Origin of the sequence: Streptomyces coryli (assembly GCF_011044975.1) — a bacterium.
GTDB lineage: Bacteria > Actinomycetota > Actinomycetes > Streptomycetales > Streptomycetaceae > Streptomyces > Streptomyces coryli.
The window spans coordinates 1-14,792 of the sequence record NZ_JAAKZV010000213.1 but is presented as its reverse complement, the minus strand read 5'-3'; the positions used below and the strand labels follow the sequence as shown (position 1 = coordinate 14,792).

The window sequence follows — 14,792 nt, the reverse complement described above, 5'->3', positions numbered from 1 at the left end:
TCTTGTCTTCTGGGCTCGGAGATGTGGATAAGAGACAGGCGGATGGTGTCCGCGTACCAGAGGGGTTTGCCGTTCTCGACGCGGTCCGGTGGGGGCATCAGCCCGTGCTTGCGGTAGGAGCGGACGGTGTCCGTCTGCACGCCGATGTGCGCGGCGATCTCGCGGTACGACCAGAGGGTTCGGTTGGACATTCAGCACCTCCCAGCGGGGCGCCGGGGGTGGCGCCCGCGTTGATCAGTCAGCCTGTGCCCGGCCAACGACGCTGGGTGACGAGGGGAGAGGGGCTGTCGTACGGCTGTTACGGGGAACCCGCGTAAGCGTGACAGTTGTGACGGCTGTGTCGCCTCAGGTCCAGGAGCTTGGAGAGGCGTTGACCTTATGTCCTGACAAAGCATTGACACGCGTCGCCGGCGCCGGATAGACCGGAGCCCATGACCCAGGCGCACGACCTGATCACCATGGGCCGCATCGGCGTCGACATCTACCCGCTGCAGACGGGCGTGGGGCTGGAAGATGTCGAGACGTTCGGGAAGTTCCTCGGCGGCTCGCCGTCCAATGTGGCCGTCGCGGCCGCCCGGCTGGGGCGGCGGGCGGCGGTCGTCACCAAGGTGGGGGAGGACCCGTTCGGCGGGTATCTGCGGCGGGAGCTGCGGCAGTTCGGGGTGGACGACGTCTTCGTCGGTACGGAGCCGGGGCTGCCCACCCCTGTCACCTTCTGCGAGATCTTCCCGCCGGACGACTTCCCGCTCTACTTCTACCGGCAGCCGAAGGCGCCCGACCTGGAGCTGCGGACGCCCGAGTTGGACCTCGACGCGATCCGCTCCGCGCACGTGTTCTGGATGACCGGCACGGGCCTCTGCGAGGAGCCGTCGCGCGGCGCGACGCTGGCCGCGCTGGCGGCCAGGTCGCGGCAGGACGTGACGGTGTTCGACCTGGACTGGCGGCCGATGTTCTGGCGGGACCCGGCGGCCGCGCGCGACTCCTACGCCGGGGCCTTGCGGCACGCCACCGTCGCCGTCGGCAACCTCGAGGAGTGCGAGGTCGCCACCGGTGAGACCGAACCGCACGCCGCCGCGGAGGCCCTGCTCGCCGCCGGGGTCACCCTCGCCGTGGTGAAGCAGGGCCCGAAGGGCGTGCTGGCCCGGCACCGGGACGGAACCACCGCCGAACTGCCGCCCGTCCCGGTCCAGGTCGTCAACGGCCTCGGCGCGGGCGACGCCTTCGGCGGCGCGCTGGTGCACGGGCTGCTGGCCGGCTGGGAGCTGCGCCGGGTGATCGCCTTCGCCAACGCCGCCGGGGCGCACGTTGCCGGCGAACTCGCCTGCTCCCCGGCGATGCCGGACGCGGCTACGGTCGAAGCGCTGCTCACCAGGGGAGGCTTGTCCGCATGAACGACACTCCGTACCACCTCCGCGCGGGCACGGCGGCCGGTGACGGCCCGTACGACTTCGCCGTCGACCCGAAGAGCGCCGGCTGGGGCTACTCCTCGCTGCGCGTCCTCACCCTCCCGCCCGGCGGCGTGCACACCCTCGCCGCCGGGGACAGCGAGTGGATCGTGCTGCCGCTGAGCGGCGGGTGCAGCGTGCAGACCGAGGGGCAGATCTTCGATCTGGGCGGGCGGGAGAGCCCGTTCACCGCCGTGACCGACTTCGCGTACGTGCCGCGCGACGCGCACGCGCAGATCGCCAGCGGCGCCGGCGGCCGCTTCGCGCTCGCGGGCGCGCGCTGCGAGCGGCGGCTGCCCGCCCGCTACGGACCCGCGGGCGCCGTCCCGGTGGAGCTGCGCGGCGCCGGGAACTGCTCCCGGCAGGTCAACAACTTCGGCGCGGCCGGGGTCTTCGAATGCGACCGCCTGATCGCCGTCGAGGTGCTCACGCCGGGCGGCAACTGGTCGTCGTATCCGCCCCACAAGCACGACGAGCACCGCCCGGGCGAGGAGTCCGAGCTGGAGGAGATCTATTACTTCGAGATCGCGGACGGCCCGGACCGCACCCCCGGCCTCGGCTACCACCGCGTCTCGCCCTCCGGCCACGGCCGTAATACGGACGTCCTCGCCGAGGTCCGCAGCGGCGACGCGGTGCTCATCCCGGACGGCTGGCACGGCCCTTCCATCGCCGCGCCGGGCAATGCCATGTACTACCTCAACGTCATGGCCGGACCGGGGGTGGACCGCGAATGGCTGATCTGCGATCATCCGGAGCACGCGTGGATCCGCAGCGAATGGGGCGATCGGCAAGTGGATCCGCGTCTGCCGATGACAGAAGCTGCTGATTCCGCAGATGGAGGCGAGATCGCATGAGGCTCACCACCGCCCAGGCGCTCGTCCGCTTCCTCGCCGCGCAGCACACCGAGCGGGACGGCGAGCGGCACCGCCTTATCGCGGCGACGTGGGGCATCTTCGGGCACGGGAACGTGGCCGGGCTCGGCCAGGCGCTCGTCGAGACCGGCGGCGACGCGATGCCCTTCCACCAGGGCCGTAACGAACAGGCGATGGTGCACGCGGCCGTCGGCTACGCGCGCCAGTCGAACCGCCTCTCCGCACACGCCGTGACGACCTCCATCGGGCCGGGCGCGACGAACCTCGTCACCGGCGCCGCCCTCGCCACCATCAACCGGCTCCCGGTCCTGCTGCTCCCCGGCGACACCTTCGCCACCCGCCCCGCCGACCCGGTGCTGCAGCAGCTCGAAGTCCCGTACGCGGGCGATGTGTCGGTGAACGACACCCTCCGCCCGGTGTCCCGCTACTTCGACCGCGTCACCCGCCCCGAGGCGCTCATCCCGGCCGCGCTGCAGGCCATGCGGGTCCTCGCCGACCCCGCCGAGACCGGCGCCGTCACGCTCGCGCTGCCGCAGGACGTGCAGGCGGAGAGCTACGACTGGCCGGAGGAGTTCTTCGCCGAGCGGGTGTGGCGGATCGACCGGCCGGTCCCGGACGCGCGTTCCGTGGCCGAGGCGGTGGAGCTGCTACGGACCGCGCGCCGGCCGCTCGTCGTGGCCGGCGGCGGCGTCCACCACAGCGGCGCCGAGGCGGCCCTCGCGGTCTTCGCCGAGGCCACCGGCATCCCGGTCGCCTGCACCCAGGCGGGCAAGGGCGCGCTGCTGCACGATCACCCGGCGGAGGTCGGCGCCATCGGCCACACGGGCACCGCGGTCGCGGACGAACTCGCCCGCACGGCCGACGTGGTGCTCGGCATCGGCACCCGCTACAGCGACTTCACGACGGCCTCGAACACCCTCTTCGCGGCGCCGGGCGTCCGCTTCGTCAGCCTCAACATCACGTCGTACGACGCCCACAAGCTGGCGTCGCTGCCGATGACGGGCGACGCGCGGGCGGGGCTCGAGGCGCTCACGGCGGGGCTCGCCGGATACCGGGTCCCGGCGGCGTACGCGGAGGAGATCGCGGTCGGCAGGGCAGCCTGGGCGGAGGTGACGGACGCGGCGTACGCGGGCGAGAGCGGCGGCCCGCTGACGCAGCTGCAGGTGCTCGGGGCGCTGGAGACGGTCAGCGACGCGTCGGACATCGTCATCAACGCGGCCGGGTCGATGCCCGGCGACCTGCACAAGCTGTGGCGGGCGCGGTCGGCCGACCAGTACCACGTCGAGTACGGCTACTCGTGCATGGGCTACGAGATCCCGGCGGCGATCGGCGTCCAACTGGCCGCGCCCGAGCGCCCGGTGTGGGCGCTGGTCGGCGACGGCACGTATCTGATGCTCCCGGGCGAGCTGGTCACGGCCGTACAGGAGCGGCTGCCGATCAAGGTGCTGCTGGTCGACAACGCCGGCTACGCCTCGATCGGCGGCCTGTCGGAGCAGACGGGCGCGGAGGGCTTCGCCACGCAGTACCGCTATCGCGGCGGCGACGGCTACGAGGGCGACCCGCTGCCGGTGGACCTCGCCACGAACGCGGAGAGCCTGGGGCTCGAGGTGCGCCGCCCGCAGACGTACGCCGACCTGGTGGACGCCCTGGGCGCGGCCCGCAGGTCCACGGGGCCGGTGTGCGTGTACGTGCGCACGGCGCCCCCGGACAAGCACGCGCCCGCGGCGCAGGCCTGGTGGGACGTACCGGTGGCGTCGGTCTCGGAACGTGCGGCGGCGCAGGCCGCGTACGCGGAGTACACGCGATCCGCCGCTGAGCGGCGGAGGCATCTGTGATCGCTAGCGAGAAAGGCCTGACCTCATGAAGCACATCGGCCACTGGATCGGCGGCAAGGGCGCCGACGGGACCTCCGGGCGCAACGGGCCGGTCTACAACCCCGCCACCGGCGCGCAGGCCGCTGAGGTCGCCTTCGCCTCCGAGGGCGAGGTCGACCAGGCCGTCGCGGCGGCGAAGGCCGCCCTCGCCGACTGGGCGAGCTCCTCGCTCGCCACCCGCACGGCAGTGCTTTTCCGCTTCCGTGAGCTGCTCAACGCCCACCGCGACGAGATCGCGTCGCTGATCACCGCCGAGCACGGCAAGGTGCACTCCGACGCCCTCGGCGAGCTCGCCCGCGGCATCGAGATCGTCGAGGTCGCCTGCGGCATCCCGCAGCTGCTCAAGGGCGAGCTGTCCACGCAGGTGTCCAGCCGCATCGACGTGTCCGCCATCCGGCAGCCGGTCGGTGTCGTCGCCGGCATCACGCCCTTCAACTTCCCGGCGATGGTGCCGATGTGGATGTTCCCGCTCGCCATCGCCTGCGGGAACACCTTCGTGCTCAAGCCGAGCGAGAAGGACCCGTCCCCGGCCCTGCGCATCGCCGAGCTGCTCGCCGAAGCCGGCCTGCCCGATGGGGTGTTCAACGTCGTCAACGGCGACAAGACCGCCGTCGACCGCCTCCTCACCCACCCGGACGTGAAGGCCGTCAGCTTCGTCGGCTCCACCCCCATCGCCCAGTACGTGCACGCCACCGGCACCCAGCACGGCAAGCGCGTCCAGGCGCTCGGCGGCGCCAAGAACCACATGCTGGTCCTCCCGGACGCCGACCTCGACGCCGCCGCCGACGCCGCGGTCTCGGCCGCGTACGGGTCGGCAGGCGAGCGCTGCATGGCGGTCTCCGCCGTGGTCGCGGTCGGCGCCACCGGCGACGAGCTGGTCGAGAAGATCCGCGAGCGGGCGGCCAAGATCCGTATCGGACCCGGCGACGACCCCGCCTCCGAAATGGGGCCGCTGATCACCAAGCAGCACCGCGACAAGGTCGCCTCCTACGTCGAGGGCGCCGCCGCGCAGGGCGCCGAGGTGGTGCTCGACGGCACCGGCTTCACCGTCGACGGGCACGCCGACGGGCACTGGATCGGGATCAGCCTGCTCGACAAGGTGGACACCGGCAGCGACGCGTACCGCGACGAGATCTTCGGCCCGGTCCTCGTCGTCGTCCGGACGGAGTCGTACGACGACGGTGTGCGGCTGATCAACGAGTCGCCGTGGGGCAACGGCACCGCCATCTTCACCCGCGACGGCGGCGCCGCCCGCCGCTTCCAGCTGGAGGCGGAGGCCGGGATGGTCGGCGTGAACGTGCCGATCCCGGTGCCGGTCGGCTATCACTCGTTCGGCGGCTGGAAGGACTCGCTCTTCGGCGACCACCACATCTACGGCGAGGAAGGCGTGCGCTTCTACACCCGGGCGAAGGTGGTCACCACGCGCTGGCCCGACCCCTCCGACAGCGGGGTTGACCTGGGCTTTCCCACCTCGCGCTGAGGGGCGGGCGGCGGCGCTCGAGCTGCGGGATGCGGCCGGCGGAGTTAGCGTTCGATTATCGGTGCACTGTCTGCTACCTCCCCGCACCACCCGGTACGGGAGGTCCGCGCCGACCACCATCCGCTCCATCCCTCGAGGAGACCCCGCGCATGGGACTCATGGACGAGATCAAGAAGAAGGCCGAAGAGGCCAAGAGCGCCATCTCCGGCCACTCCGACAAGAGCAGCTCGGTGAAGGACAAGGTGGGGGAGGGCATCGACACGGTCGCCGAAGAGGTCGACGAGAAGACCGGCGGCAAGCACACCAAGAAGATCGAGGACACCGCCGGCAAGGCGAAGGATGCCCTGGGCATCGAGGACACCAACAAGGACGGCAAGTAGGCCTGTTGGCGCTCCGCGCCTCGTCCACCAGCGCCGGACGGGCTTGACAGCCCGTCCGGCGCTGGTGCGTGCCCGTTGATTACGATCCGGGCACGTCCGAAACCGATCCTCCGCCTCCCCCGTCACAGCGACGCCCGGCTCACCGAGGGGGAGGATCATGCGCAGATTCATCATGGCCGTGGCGGCCGCGCTCGCCGCCGTCCTGCTGGCCGCGTGTACGGGAGGCGGCGGCGCCAACCAGGACGCCGCCAGTAAGGGGGAAGGTGCCGCACCGCCGCCCCCGCCCGCCGGCGGCTTCGACGGCGAGCCGCGCGACCAGGGTGACGCCGCCCAGGAGCAGAAGGGCATCGCCCCCACCCAGCAGCCCGACCTGCTGTCCACCTTCGGCCTCGACGTCGACACCGCCTCGTACAGCTACGCCCGCCGCACCATCGCCGCGGGCCGGCTGCCGGCGCCGGAGACCGTGCGGCACGAGGAGTTCGTCAACAGCTTCCGGCAGGACTACCCGCGGCCCGAGGGCAATGGCTTCTCCGTCTCCACCGACGGCGCGCGGACCGGCCAGGACGGCTGGTCGCTGATGCGCGTCGGGCTGGCCACCCAGGACGCCGAGCGGACCCGCCGGCCGCCCGCCTCGCTCACCTTCGTCGTGGACGTCTCCGGCTCGATGTCCGAGACGGGCCGGCTCGATCTCGTACGGGACGCGCTGGACACCACCGCGGGCGAGCTGCGCGCGGAGGACTCCGCCGCCATCGTCGCGTTCTCCGACGAGGCCCGCACCGTGCTGCCGATGACGCCGATGGGGGACGGCGGCAGGGAGCGGATGCGCGACGCCGTGGAGCAGCTGCGGCCCACCGACAGCACCAACGTCGAGGCGGGCATCCGGCAGGGCTACGACGTCGCCGTCGACGGCGTCCGCGAGGGCACCACCAACCGCGTCGTGCTGCTCTCCGACGCGCTCGCCAACACCGGCGCCACCGACGCCGACAACATCCTCGAACGCATCGCGGACGCCCGCCGCGCGCACGGCATCACCCTCTTCGGCGTCGGCGTCGGCAGCGACTACGGCGACGCCTTCATGGAGCGGCTCACCAACCGCGGTGACGGCCACACCAGTTACGTATCCGACCGGAAGTCCGCCCGCCGGGTCTTCACCGAGGAGCTGCCGCGGCACATCGAGCTGCGCGCCAGGGACGCCAAGGCGCAGGTGGCCTTCGACCCGCAGACGGTCGCCGACCACCGGCTCATCGGCTACGAGAACCGTCAGGTCGCGGACCAGGACTTCCGCAACGACGCCGTCGACGGCGGCGAGATCGGGCCTGGCCACACCGTCACCGCGCTGTACGCGGTCCGGCTGAAGGAGGGCGCGGGCGGGCACGTCGCCACCGCGACCGTGCGCTGGCTGGACCCGAAGACGCGGGCGCCGCACGAGGAGTCCAGCCAGGTCGAGGCGGCCACGCTGGGCGGCAGGCTGTGGGGCGCGGCGGATACGTCGCTGCAGGTGGACGCGCTCGCCGCATACTTCGCGGACGCGCTGCGCGGGCGGTCGACGGACGACGGGGCGGGGCCGAGCGCTTCGCCGGAGTCCGCCGTACCGAAGACGAAGCTGAGGTCGGGGTCGGGGTCCGGGACTGTCCCGGACAGCGCCCAGACGCAGCCGCTGCCCGGCGCGCCCACGGTCGACGAGCTCGTCGAACGGTCCGGTGCCCTGGCCGAGCAGACCGGCTCCCGGCAGGTCGAGGAGCTGGCGGAGACGGTACGCAAGGCCGCCGAGGTCGCGGGCTGACCCGACTGGTGTTGGTGATGCGGCAGTTGCGGCCGGCAAGGCAATCTAGGGGGCGTGACCGTACGCCCCGATCAGATCCCGCCCGCCCGGCCGCCGCTGCCCTCCGGCCACCTGGTGGTCTGCGGCGACGACGCGCTCGCCGAGGCCATCGCCGACGAACTGCGCGACGCCTACCGCACGGACGTGCACCTGCTGCAGGACCCGCCGGACGACCGCGCCTTCGGGGGAGCGGGCGTACGGCGGGCGGCCGCGCTCGCGCTGGTCTACGACGACGACCAGACCAATGTGCACGCGGCCCTGCGTGCCCGCCGCCTCAACCCCGACCTGCGCCTGGTGATCCGCCTCTACAACCGCAAACTCGGCGACTACCTGCAGGAGTTGCTCGACCCGCCGGTCGGGGCCGACGGGGCCGGCGCGGAGGCGTACACCACCGTCCTCTCCGACGCCGACACAGCGACTCCGGCGCTGGTGGCGGCCGCGGTCACCGGCACCACGAAGGTGATCAGCGCGGCCGGCGTGCTGCTGCGGGCCGCCGAGCGGGCCCCGGTCGCGGTCGGCCCGCAGCCGGAGCCGGCGCTGTGCACCCTCGCGCTGCTGCCGGTGCCGGGCCGGGAGGCCGAGGGCCCGCGGCTGCTGCCGGACGAGCAGGAGGCGGCGGAGGCCGCGGACGTGGGGCGGCGGACGGTGGTGCTGGAGGCGGTGGCGCCCGCGGAGGCGGAGCGGGTGGCGCCCTCCTGGCGGCCCGCCCGGATGGGGCTGCCGCTGCGCTCGCTGCTGTCGCGGCGGCTGGGCTGGACGGTGGCGGCGCTGGTGGGCGCGGTGGGGGTGCTGGCGCTGGTCTCCTCGCTCGTGGTCGGCGAGTCGCCGCTGCACTCGGCGTATCTCTCGATCCTCGACCTCTTCGGCATCAACGACCCGGCGCTCGGCGAAGGTCCGGGGCGGCAGGTCCTGCAGCTGCTCTCCGGCCTCGTCGGCCTGCTGTTGCTGCCGGTCCTGGTCGCGGCGGCGCTGGAGGCGCTGGGCACCTTCCGCACCGCCACCACGCTGCGGCGGCCGCCGCGCGGCATCACCGGTCACGTGGTGCTGCTCGGCCTCGGCAAGATCGGCACCCGGGTGCTCAACGGCCTGCACGACCTGGGCATCCCGGTGGTGTGCGTGGAGGCCGACCCGGCGGCGCGCGGGGTGGCGGTGGCGCGGCGGCTGCACGTGCCCACGGTGATCGGCGACGTGACGGACGACGAGGTGATGGCGGCGACCCGGGCCCGGCACGCGCAGGCGCTGCTCGCGGTCACCAGCGACGACTCGACGAACCTGGAGGCCGTCCTGGGCGCCCGCGCCCAGAATCCTTCGCTACGGGCCGTCCTCCGCATCCGCGACGACGCCTTCGCCACGGCGGTCTACCGCACCCTCCGCGACCGCCACCCCTTCGGCCAGACCCGCAGCCGCTCGGTGTCGAAGCTGGCGGCGTCGTCCTTCGCCGGGGCGATGATGGGCCGCCAGATCATCGGCGCGATCGGCGTCGAGCGCCGGGTGCTGGTGCTGGCCTCGGTGGAAGTAGCGGGCCACCCGGAATTCGAGGACCGCACGGTGGCGGAGGCCTTCCGGCCGGGCTCCTGGCGCGTGGTCGCCCTGAACCTGGCCACGGGCGAGAAGGACCTGGTGTGGGCCCCGCACCCCGGATACGTACTGCAGGCGGGCGACGGGGTGGTGCTGGCGGCTACCCGGCAGGGGCTGGGCGACCTGCTGGGACGGCGGCGGGAACCTCAGCCGTAGCCCCGCTCAGAAGTCCCCGCCGAACCCGCCGCCGCCGCCGAAGTCGCCGCCGCCCCCGAAGTCGCCTCCACCCCCGAACCCGCCGAAGTCGCCGCTGTCGAAGTCCGACCCGGTGTAGTCGCCGCCCTCGGCGCCTCCGGCGCCGTAGTCACCGCCGGCCGCCCACGCGCCCGGCGCGAACATCATCTGCCCCAGCATCGTGCCCATCAGCAGCCCCGGCAGCATCCCGCCACCGAAGTAGCCGCCCGCCCACGGCGCATACGCGGGACCCGCGTTCCAGTACGGCTGCCGCCCGTGCGCGGTCTCCACCGTCCGCGAGTCGGGCATCCCGCCGTCGGCCACCACCGCGGCATCCGCCGCGCAGGCCGGCACCATCCGCGCCGCGCCACCCGGCGGCGCCCACTGCACGTCCTCCACGGACGGCCCGTGCCGCGGGTCGAAGAAGCACGGCGCCCGCCGCTCGGGCAGCGGCGCCCCGGTGCGCCGCGCGTCGAGCGTGGCGAGGGCGAAGCGGCCCTCCTCGAGGGACTTGGTGACGCCCTGCACGTCGGCCGGACGGCGCGCGTTGTCCATCCGCGACTTCGCGGTCTCGTACGCGTCGAGCGCCGTCGCGTAGTCCTGCCGGGAGTCGTTGTCCGCGGCCGGGTCTGCCGGGTTGTAGTTGATCCGGTTGAGCTCCTCGCCGAAGGCGGTGATGTCCTCGTCGACCACCACCCGCAGCCGCTCCAGCTCGGCCCGCTCCTGCGCCGCCTTGCGCTGCTTGCCGCGCCGGTAGACGAAGAACGTGCCGAGCGCGGCGGCCAGAATGATCAGCCCGAGCACCAGCGCCCCGCCCGTACCGACACCGCCGCTGTCGACGCCCCAGCCGGAGGGGGCGCGGCCGCGGGCCTGCTGGGTGGCCTGGTCGACGAACGAGGTGAGCTGGGCGGAGGCGTCGTCGCCCTCCCCGGCCTGAACGGCGCTGAGCAGGTTCTCCCGTGCCCGCGGCGACATCACACGGGGGTCGGACCCCGCGCCGAACTGGTCTCCGCGCTGCACCGCGTAGACGCCGGCGATACCGGTCGTCGCGCGCAGGTTCCGTGCCACCTCGCCGCGGAACGGCGGCTCATCCGGCAGCACCGCCACGAACACCGGCCGGTTCGCGTCCTTGATCTCATCCGTCAGCGCGTCCTGCCGCGCCCGCGACATCTGATCCCGCGCGTCCGGGTGCACGTACACCGGACTCTTCTTCAGCGCATCGGCGACCGACCGCAGATCGTCCTGGGTAGCCGTCTGCGCCTGCGCCACGGACGCGCCGCCGGTGAGCCCGGCGAGCAGCGCCAGGAGCAGTACGGGCAGAAGCCGCATGAAACGCCTCATGTGACCATCCTTCCCGAGTGGCCGAGTACCCGCCACGCGAGGAGCTAGGACGTGAGCCGTCCTAAAAGGCTCCTAGCGTCGAAAGCCCGGACGCGTAAAGGAGCACTCGTGAAGATCGCACTGCTGGGTACGGGCTTTGGCCAGGCGCACGCGGCTGTCTATGCCGCGCGCGGGGACGTCGAGGTGGTGATGTTCGGGCGGGATCCGGAGAAGACCGCCCGGGTGGCCGGGGAGTTCGGCTGCGAGGCCGCTACGGACTATGACCGGGCCTTCGAGGAGGACTTCGACCTGGTCGACATCTGCCTGCCGGTGCCGCTGCACGCCGAGTACGCGCTGCGGGCGCTGGACGCGGGCAAGCACGCGCTGGTCGAGCTGCCGCTGGCGGGCGGGCTCGACGAGGCGCGGCAGGTCGCCGAGGCCGCCGGGCGGGGCGGGAAGCAGGTCTTCGTGGACATGTTCGAGCGGTTCATCCCGGCCAACCGGGCGCTCTTCGACGCCGTCCGCGCGGGCACGTACGGGCGCCTCGAGCAGCTGTCGCTGTGGAACCGGACCGCACCGCTCTGGCCGGGCGCGTCCCTGGGCCTCAAGACGCTCCCGCTGGAGGCCATGCACAGCGACATGGACATCATCACGCGCACCCTCGGCCGCCCGGCGCGGCTGGACGTCGCCACCGTCGCCCGCGAGGACGACCACGCCGCCGTCGAGGCCGTCATGGGCTTCGACGGCGGCAGCGGAGGCGCGCTGGCCCGCGCCTCCGTATCCGCCCTGATGCCCATGCCGTGGGGCGCGCGCGGCGGCTACACCGCCACCTTCAGCGGCGGGGTGCTCGAATCCCGCTCCACGATGGGCTTCGACGGCAAGCCGGCCGGCGCCCTCACCGCGTACACGCCCGACGGCGTGCGCGACGTGGAGCTGCCGCCGGCGGACCAGTACCGCGCGATGATCGACCACGTGCTGGCATGCATCCGCGGCGAGGCCGGGAACGAGATCGGTCCTGAGAGCGTGCTCGACGCGCTCCGGTTCACCCTGGACATCGACGCGCGGGTCAACGGCGCCGGCTAGGCGGGCTGCACCATCGTGTACCCCTCGTCGAGCAGCCGGGGCAGGTAGTACTCGAGCGCGTCGACCGTCTGCCAGCGGTCCCCGCCGCCGTCGTGCGCCAGCACGATCGCGCCGGGGTGAGCGCCGTCGAGCACGGAGGCGGTGATCGAGTGCCGGCCCGGCTCGGCCCAGTCGTTGGTGTCGATGGACCACTGGAAGGGCTCCATCTGCAGGGCGGCGCAGATCTTCAGGCCGCGTTTGTCCCACATGCCGTACGGGGCTCTGGCCAGCCGGGGCGGCTGGCGGAGGGTCTTGTCGATCACATCGCAGGTGCGGCTGAGCTCCGTACGGACCCGGCTCGTCTCGATGAGGTCGAGCTGGGGGTGGGTGTAGGAGTGGTTGCCGACGAGGTGGCCGTCCGCGGCGATGGCGCGGAGCAGGTCGGGGTTGGCGGCGGCGTTCTCGCCGATGACGAAGAACGTGGCCCGCACGCCGTGCCGGCGGAGGATCCGCAGGACCGCCTTCGTCTGGGTGGGGTGCGGCCCGTCGTCGAAGGTCAGGGCCATCTTGTGGCCGCCTTCGCGGAGCGTTTCGTGGGCCTGCGGGCGGACGGCCACGGGGCGCCAGGGAGCGCCCAGCGGGGCCGGGGCCGCCTGCCGGAGCGGGCCGCCGGTGCTCGGTGAGAGGCGGTACGCGCTCTCGGCTCTCCCGGCGGCCGCGCCCGCGGCGGGCTTGGCGCCGGGCTTGGGGTCCGTGGTGCCGCGGAGCGGGGCGTTCGAGCGGGGAGTGTGGGCGGGGGCGTGCAGGAGGCTGAAGCCTCCGGCGATGCCCAGGGCCAGGGCGGCCCGGAGGGCGGTACGGCGGGTGGCGCTGCGGATGGGGACGCGTTCAGCCCATTTGTCATATTTCATGACGTATGGGTCTCACGGTGTGGCGGGGGGTGGGACGAGCGACACGCGTGTTAATGGCAGAGCACTCGGCTGGATGCCGTGGGGTTGCGGGGGTGCGGCGCCGGTGTTCTCGCTCACAGTTGCCGGTCGAGGGCGTGGGGAGACGGCTACCCGGCGGTTAACCTGGCTTGTCCCCGACTCCCTTTTGACGAGGTCACGCCGTGTTCAGGACCATGCTGAAGTCGAAGATCCACCGCGCCACGGTGACGCAGGCGGACCTGCACTACGTCGGGTCGATCACGATCAGCGAGGACCTGATGGAGGCGGCGGATCTGCTGCCCGGCGAGCAGGTGGATGTCGTCGACATCAACAACGGGGCGCGGCTGACGACCTATGTGCTGACCGGCCCGCGGGACTCCGGCGTGATCGGGATCAACGGCGCCGCTGCCCGGCTGATCAGCCCCGGCGACCTGGTGATCATCATCAGCTACGGGATGGTGGACGACGCCGAGGCGAAGGCGCTGGAACCGCGCATCGTCCACGTGGACGGCGACAACCGCGCGGTGCGACTCGGGTCGGACCCGGGTGAGCCGGTGCCGGGGAGCGGCACCCGCCGCGGTGACGTGCCGTCGGCCTGAGCTCTTCGCGCCTGCGGCGCGGCATCCGCGCTTCGCGCGGAGTCCTCAAACGCCGGACGGGCTGTCGAGAGACAGCCCGTCCGGCGTTTGTTCGCGTTTCCCGCGCCGTCAGGCGCCCTGCACGGCCTCGATGTCCAGCGAGATGGTGATCTTCTCGCTGACGGCGGCGCCGGCCGGGCCGCCGGTGATGCCGAAGTCCTTGCGGTTGATCTCGGTCGAGGCCGAGAGGCCGATGACCTTGCCGCCCTGCAGGCCGTCGCCGAAGCCGCCGATCTCGACCTTGAGGGTCGTCGGGCGGGTCACGCCGCGCAGCGTCAGGTCGCCGTCGACCAGGAAGGTCTCCTCGTCCTGGGCGCGGACGCCGGTCGAGCGGAAGGTCAGGGTCGGGTGGTTCTCGACATCGAGGAAGTCCTCGGCGCGGACGTGGGCGTCGCGCTGGTCGTTGTTCGTGTTCACCGACGCGGCCGGGATCGTGGCCGTGACCGAGGACTCGAGCGGGTTCTCGGCGGTGACGATCGTGCCCTCGACATTGTCGAAGCGGCCGCGGACCTTCGAGATGCCCAGGTGGCGGACGGTGAAGGAGGCGTCCGAGTGGATCGGGTCAATGGTCCAGGTGCCGGTCAGGTAGCCGGGGATGGTGGTGGCGGTGGTCATGAGGGGGCTCCTTGTGGTCGTTGAACTCTCATCTAACGTAGCACCCACTAGTTGAGAGTTCAAGCAGTGGTTATGCTGGACACATGAATGAGAGTGAGACGCGCTGGCTGTCAGCGGAGGAGCAGAAGGTGTGGCGCACCTTCATGCAGGCGTTCAACGACTTCAACGCCCACCTGGACCGGCAGCTGCGCCGCGACTCCGGGATGCCCGTGGCGTACTACGAGATCCTGGTGATGCTCTCCGAGGCCCCCGATCACTGTCTGCGTATGGGGGAGCTGGCCGAGCTGGTCCGGTCCTCGCGCAGTCGGCTGTCGCATGCGGTGGCCGCGCTGGAGAAGAGCGGTTACGTGAGCCGATGTCCGGCCGACGGTGACCGGCGCGGGGCCGTGGCCCGGCTGACCGATACGGGGATGGCGGCGCTGGAGGAGGCCGCGCCCGGGCATGTGACGGAGGTGCGGGAGCGGCTGTTCGACCCGCTGACCGAGGAGCAGGTGAAGGCGCTGGGGGAGATCGCAGAGGCGGTGGCCGCCGGGATGCGGCCGGCGTGCGAGAAGGCGATCGCGGAGGAGTTCGCGGCGGAGGCCGTTACGGAAGTCTGACGGG

Annotated in this window: 14 protein-coding genes; 10 read left to right on the top strand and 4 right to left on the bottom strand. The window is 72.6% G+C overall.

The annotated features are described in order from the left end of the window. A partial coding sequence (locus G5C51_RS32305; protein WP_165242630.1) for a MerR family DNA-binding transcriptional regulator occupies positions 1 to 191 on the bottom strand: 191 nt, incomplete at its 3' end. Positions 192 to 431: 240 nt separating this feature from the next. Here G5C51_RS32305 and iolC point away from each other — a divergent pair. The 7 genes from iolC to G5C51_RS32270 all read left to right on the top strand — a co-directional run bounded on the left by iolC (position 432) and on the right by G5C51_RS32270 (position 9,607). Then, complete coding sequence (gene iolC / locus G5C51_RS32300) at positions 432 to 1,391, top strand: 5-dehydro-2-deoxygluconokinase (protein ID WP_165242628.1); 960 nt, start codon at positions 432 to 434, stop codon at positions 1,389 to 1,391. Continuing rightward, positions 1,388 to 2,299, top strand: coding sequence for a 5-deoxy-glucuronate isomerase (iolB, locus tag G5C51_RS32295; protein ID WP_165242626.1), 912 nt, complete (start codon positions 1,388 to 1,390; stop codon positions 2,297 to 2,299). The genes iolC and iolB overlap by 4 nt, the downstream gene beginning before the upstream one ends. Beyond that, positions 2,296 to 4,152, top strand: a complete 1,857-nt coding sequence (iolD, locus tag G5C51_RS32290; protein WP_165242624.1) for a 3D-(3,5/4)-trihydroxycyclohexane-1,2-dione acylhydrolase (decyclizing) — start codon at positions 2,296 to 2,298, stop codon at positions 4,150 to 4,152. The genes iolB and iolD overlap by 4 nt, the downstream gene beginning before the upstream one ends. Positions 4,153 to 4,177: 25 nt before the next feature. Beyond that, a complete protein-coding gene (locus G5C51_RS32285; protein ID WP_165242622.1) occupies positions 4,178 to 5,671 on the top strand; it encodes a CoA-acylating methylmalonate-semialdehyde dehydrogenase in 1,494 nt (497 codons plus the stop codon). 149 nt (positions 5,672 to 5,820) lie between these two features. Then, positions 5,821 to 6,051 (top strand): Rv0909 family putative TA system antitoxin, encoded by a 231-nt coding sequence (locus tag G5C51_RS32280; RefSeq protein ID WP_165242620.1) that lies wholly within the window; start codon positions 5,821 to 5,823, stop codon positions 6,049 to 6,051. Between the two features lie 157 nt (positions 6,052 to 6,208). Next, positions 6,209 to 7,834: a vWA domain-containing protein gene (locus G5C51_RS32275; RefSeq protein WP_338118379.1), complete on the top strand. Its 1,626-nt coding sequence runs from the start codon at positions 6,209 to 6,211 to the stop codon at positions 7,832 to 7,834. Between the two features lie 54 nt (positions 7,835 to 7,888). Beyond that, positions 7,889 to 9,607: an NAD-binding protein gene (locus G5C51_RS32270; protein WP_165242618.1), complete on the top strand. Its 1,719-nt coding sequence runs from the start codon at positions 7,889 to 7,891 to the stop codon at positions 9,605 to 9,607. A 6-nt stretch (positions 9,608 to 9,613) separates the two neighbouring features. Here the strand turns inward: G5C51_RS32270 and G5C51_RS32265 are convergent, their stop codons facing one another. Continuing rightward, positions 9,614 to 10,966 carry a hypothetical protein gene (locus G5C51_RS32265; protein ID WP_165242616.1) on the bottom strand — a complete coding sequence of 451 codons (1,353 nt, stop codon included), beginning with the start codon at positions 10,964 to 10,966 and terminating at the stop codon, positions 9,614 to 9,616. A gap of 108 nt (positions 10,967 to 11,074) precedes the next feature. Between G5C51_RS32265 and G5C51_RS32260 the strand changes: the two genes are divergently transcribed. Beyond that, complete coding sequence (locus G5C51_RS32260; protein WP_165242614.1) at positions 11,075 to 12,028, top strand: Gfo/Idh/MocA family oxidoreductase; 954 nt, start codon at positions 11,075 to 11,077, stop codon at positions 12,026 to 12,028. Here G5C51_RS32260 and G5C51_RS32255 read toward each other — a convergent pair. After that, complete coding sequence (locus tag G5C51_RS32255) at positions 12,025 to 12,918, bottom strand: polysaccharide deacetylase family protein (protein WP_165242612.1); 894 nt, start codon at positions 12,916 to 12,918, stop codon at positions 12,025 to 12,027. The genes G5C51_RS32260 and G5C51_RS32255 overlap by 4 nt on opposite strands. Before the next feature lie 200 nt (positions 12,919 to 13,118). On the opposite strand from G5C51_RS32255, the gene panD reads away from it, so the two are divergent. Then, positions 13,119 to 13,535: an aspartate 1-decarboxylase gene (gene panD, locus G5C51_RS32250; RefSeq protein ID WP_165242610.1), complete on the top strand. Its 417-nt coding sequence runs from the start codon at positions 13,119 to 13,121 to the stop codon at positions 13,533 to 13,535. Positions 13,536 to 13,643: 108 nt separating this feature from the next. Here panD and G5C51_RS32245 read toward each other — a convergent pair whose 3' ends face one another. Next, positions 13,644 to 14,189, bottom strand: a complete 546-nt coding sequence (locus G5C51_RS32245) for a YceI family protein (RefSeq protein WP_165242608.1) — start codon at positions 14,187 to 14,189, stop codon at positions 13,644 to 13,646. 83 nt (positions 14,190 to 14,272) lie between these two features. Here G5C51_RS32245 and G5C51_RS32240 point away from each other — a divergent pair, with 83 nt between their 5' ends. After that, positions 14,273 to 14,788: a MarR family winged helix-turn-helix transcriptional regulator gene (locus tag G5C51_RS32240; protein ID WP_165242606.1), complete on the top strand. Its 516-nt coding sequence runs from the start codon at positions 14,273 to 14,275 to the stop codon at positions 14,786 to 14,788. The last annotated feature ends 4 nt before the right edge of the window (positions 14,789 to 14,792 follow it).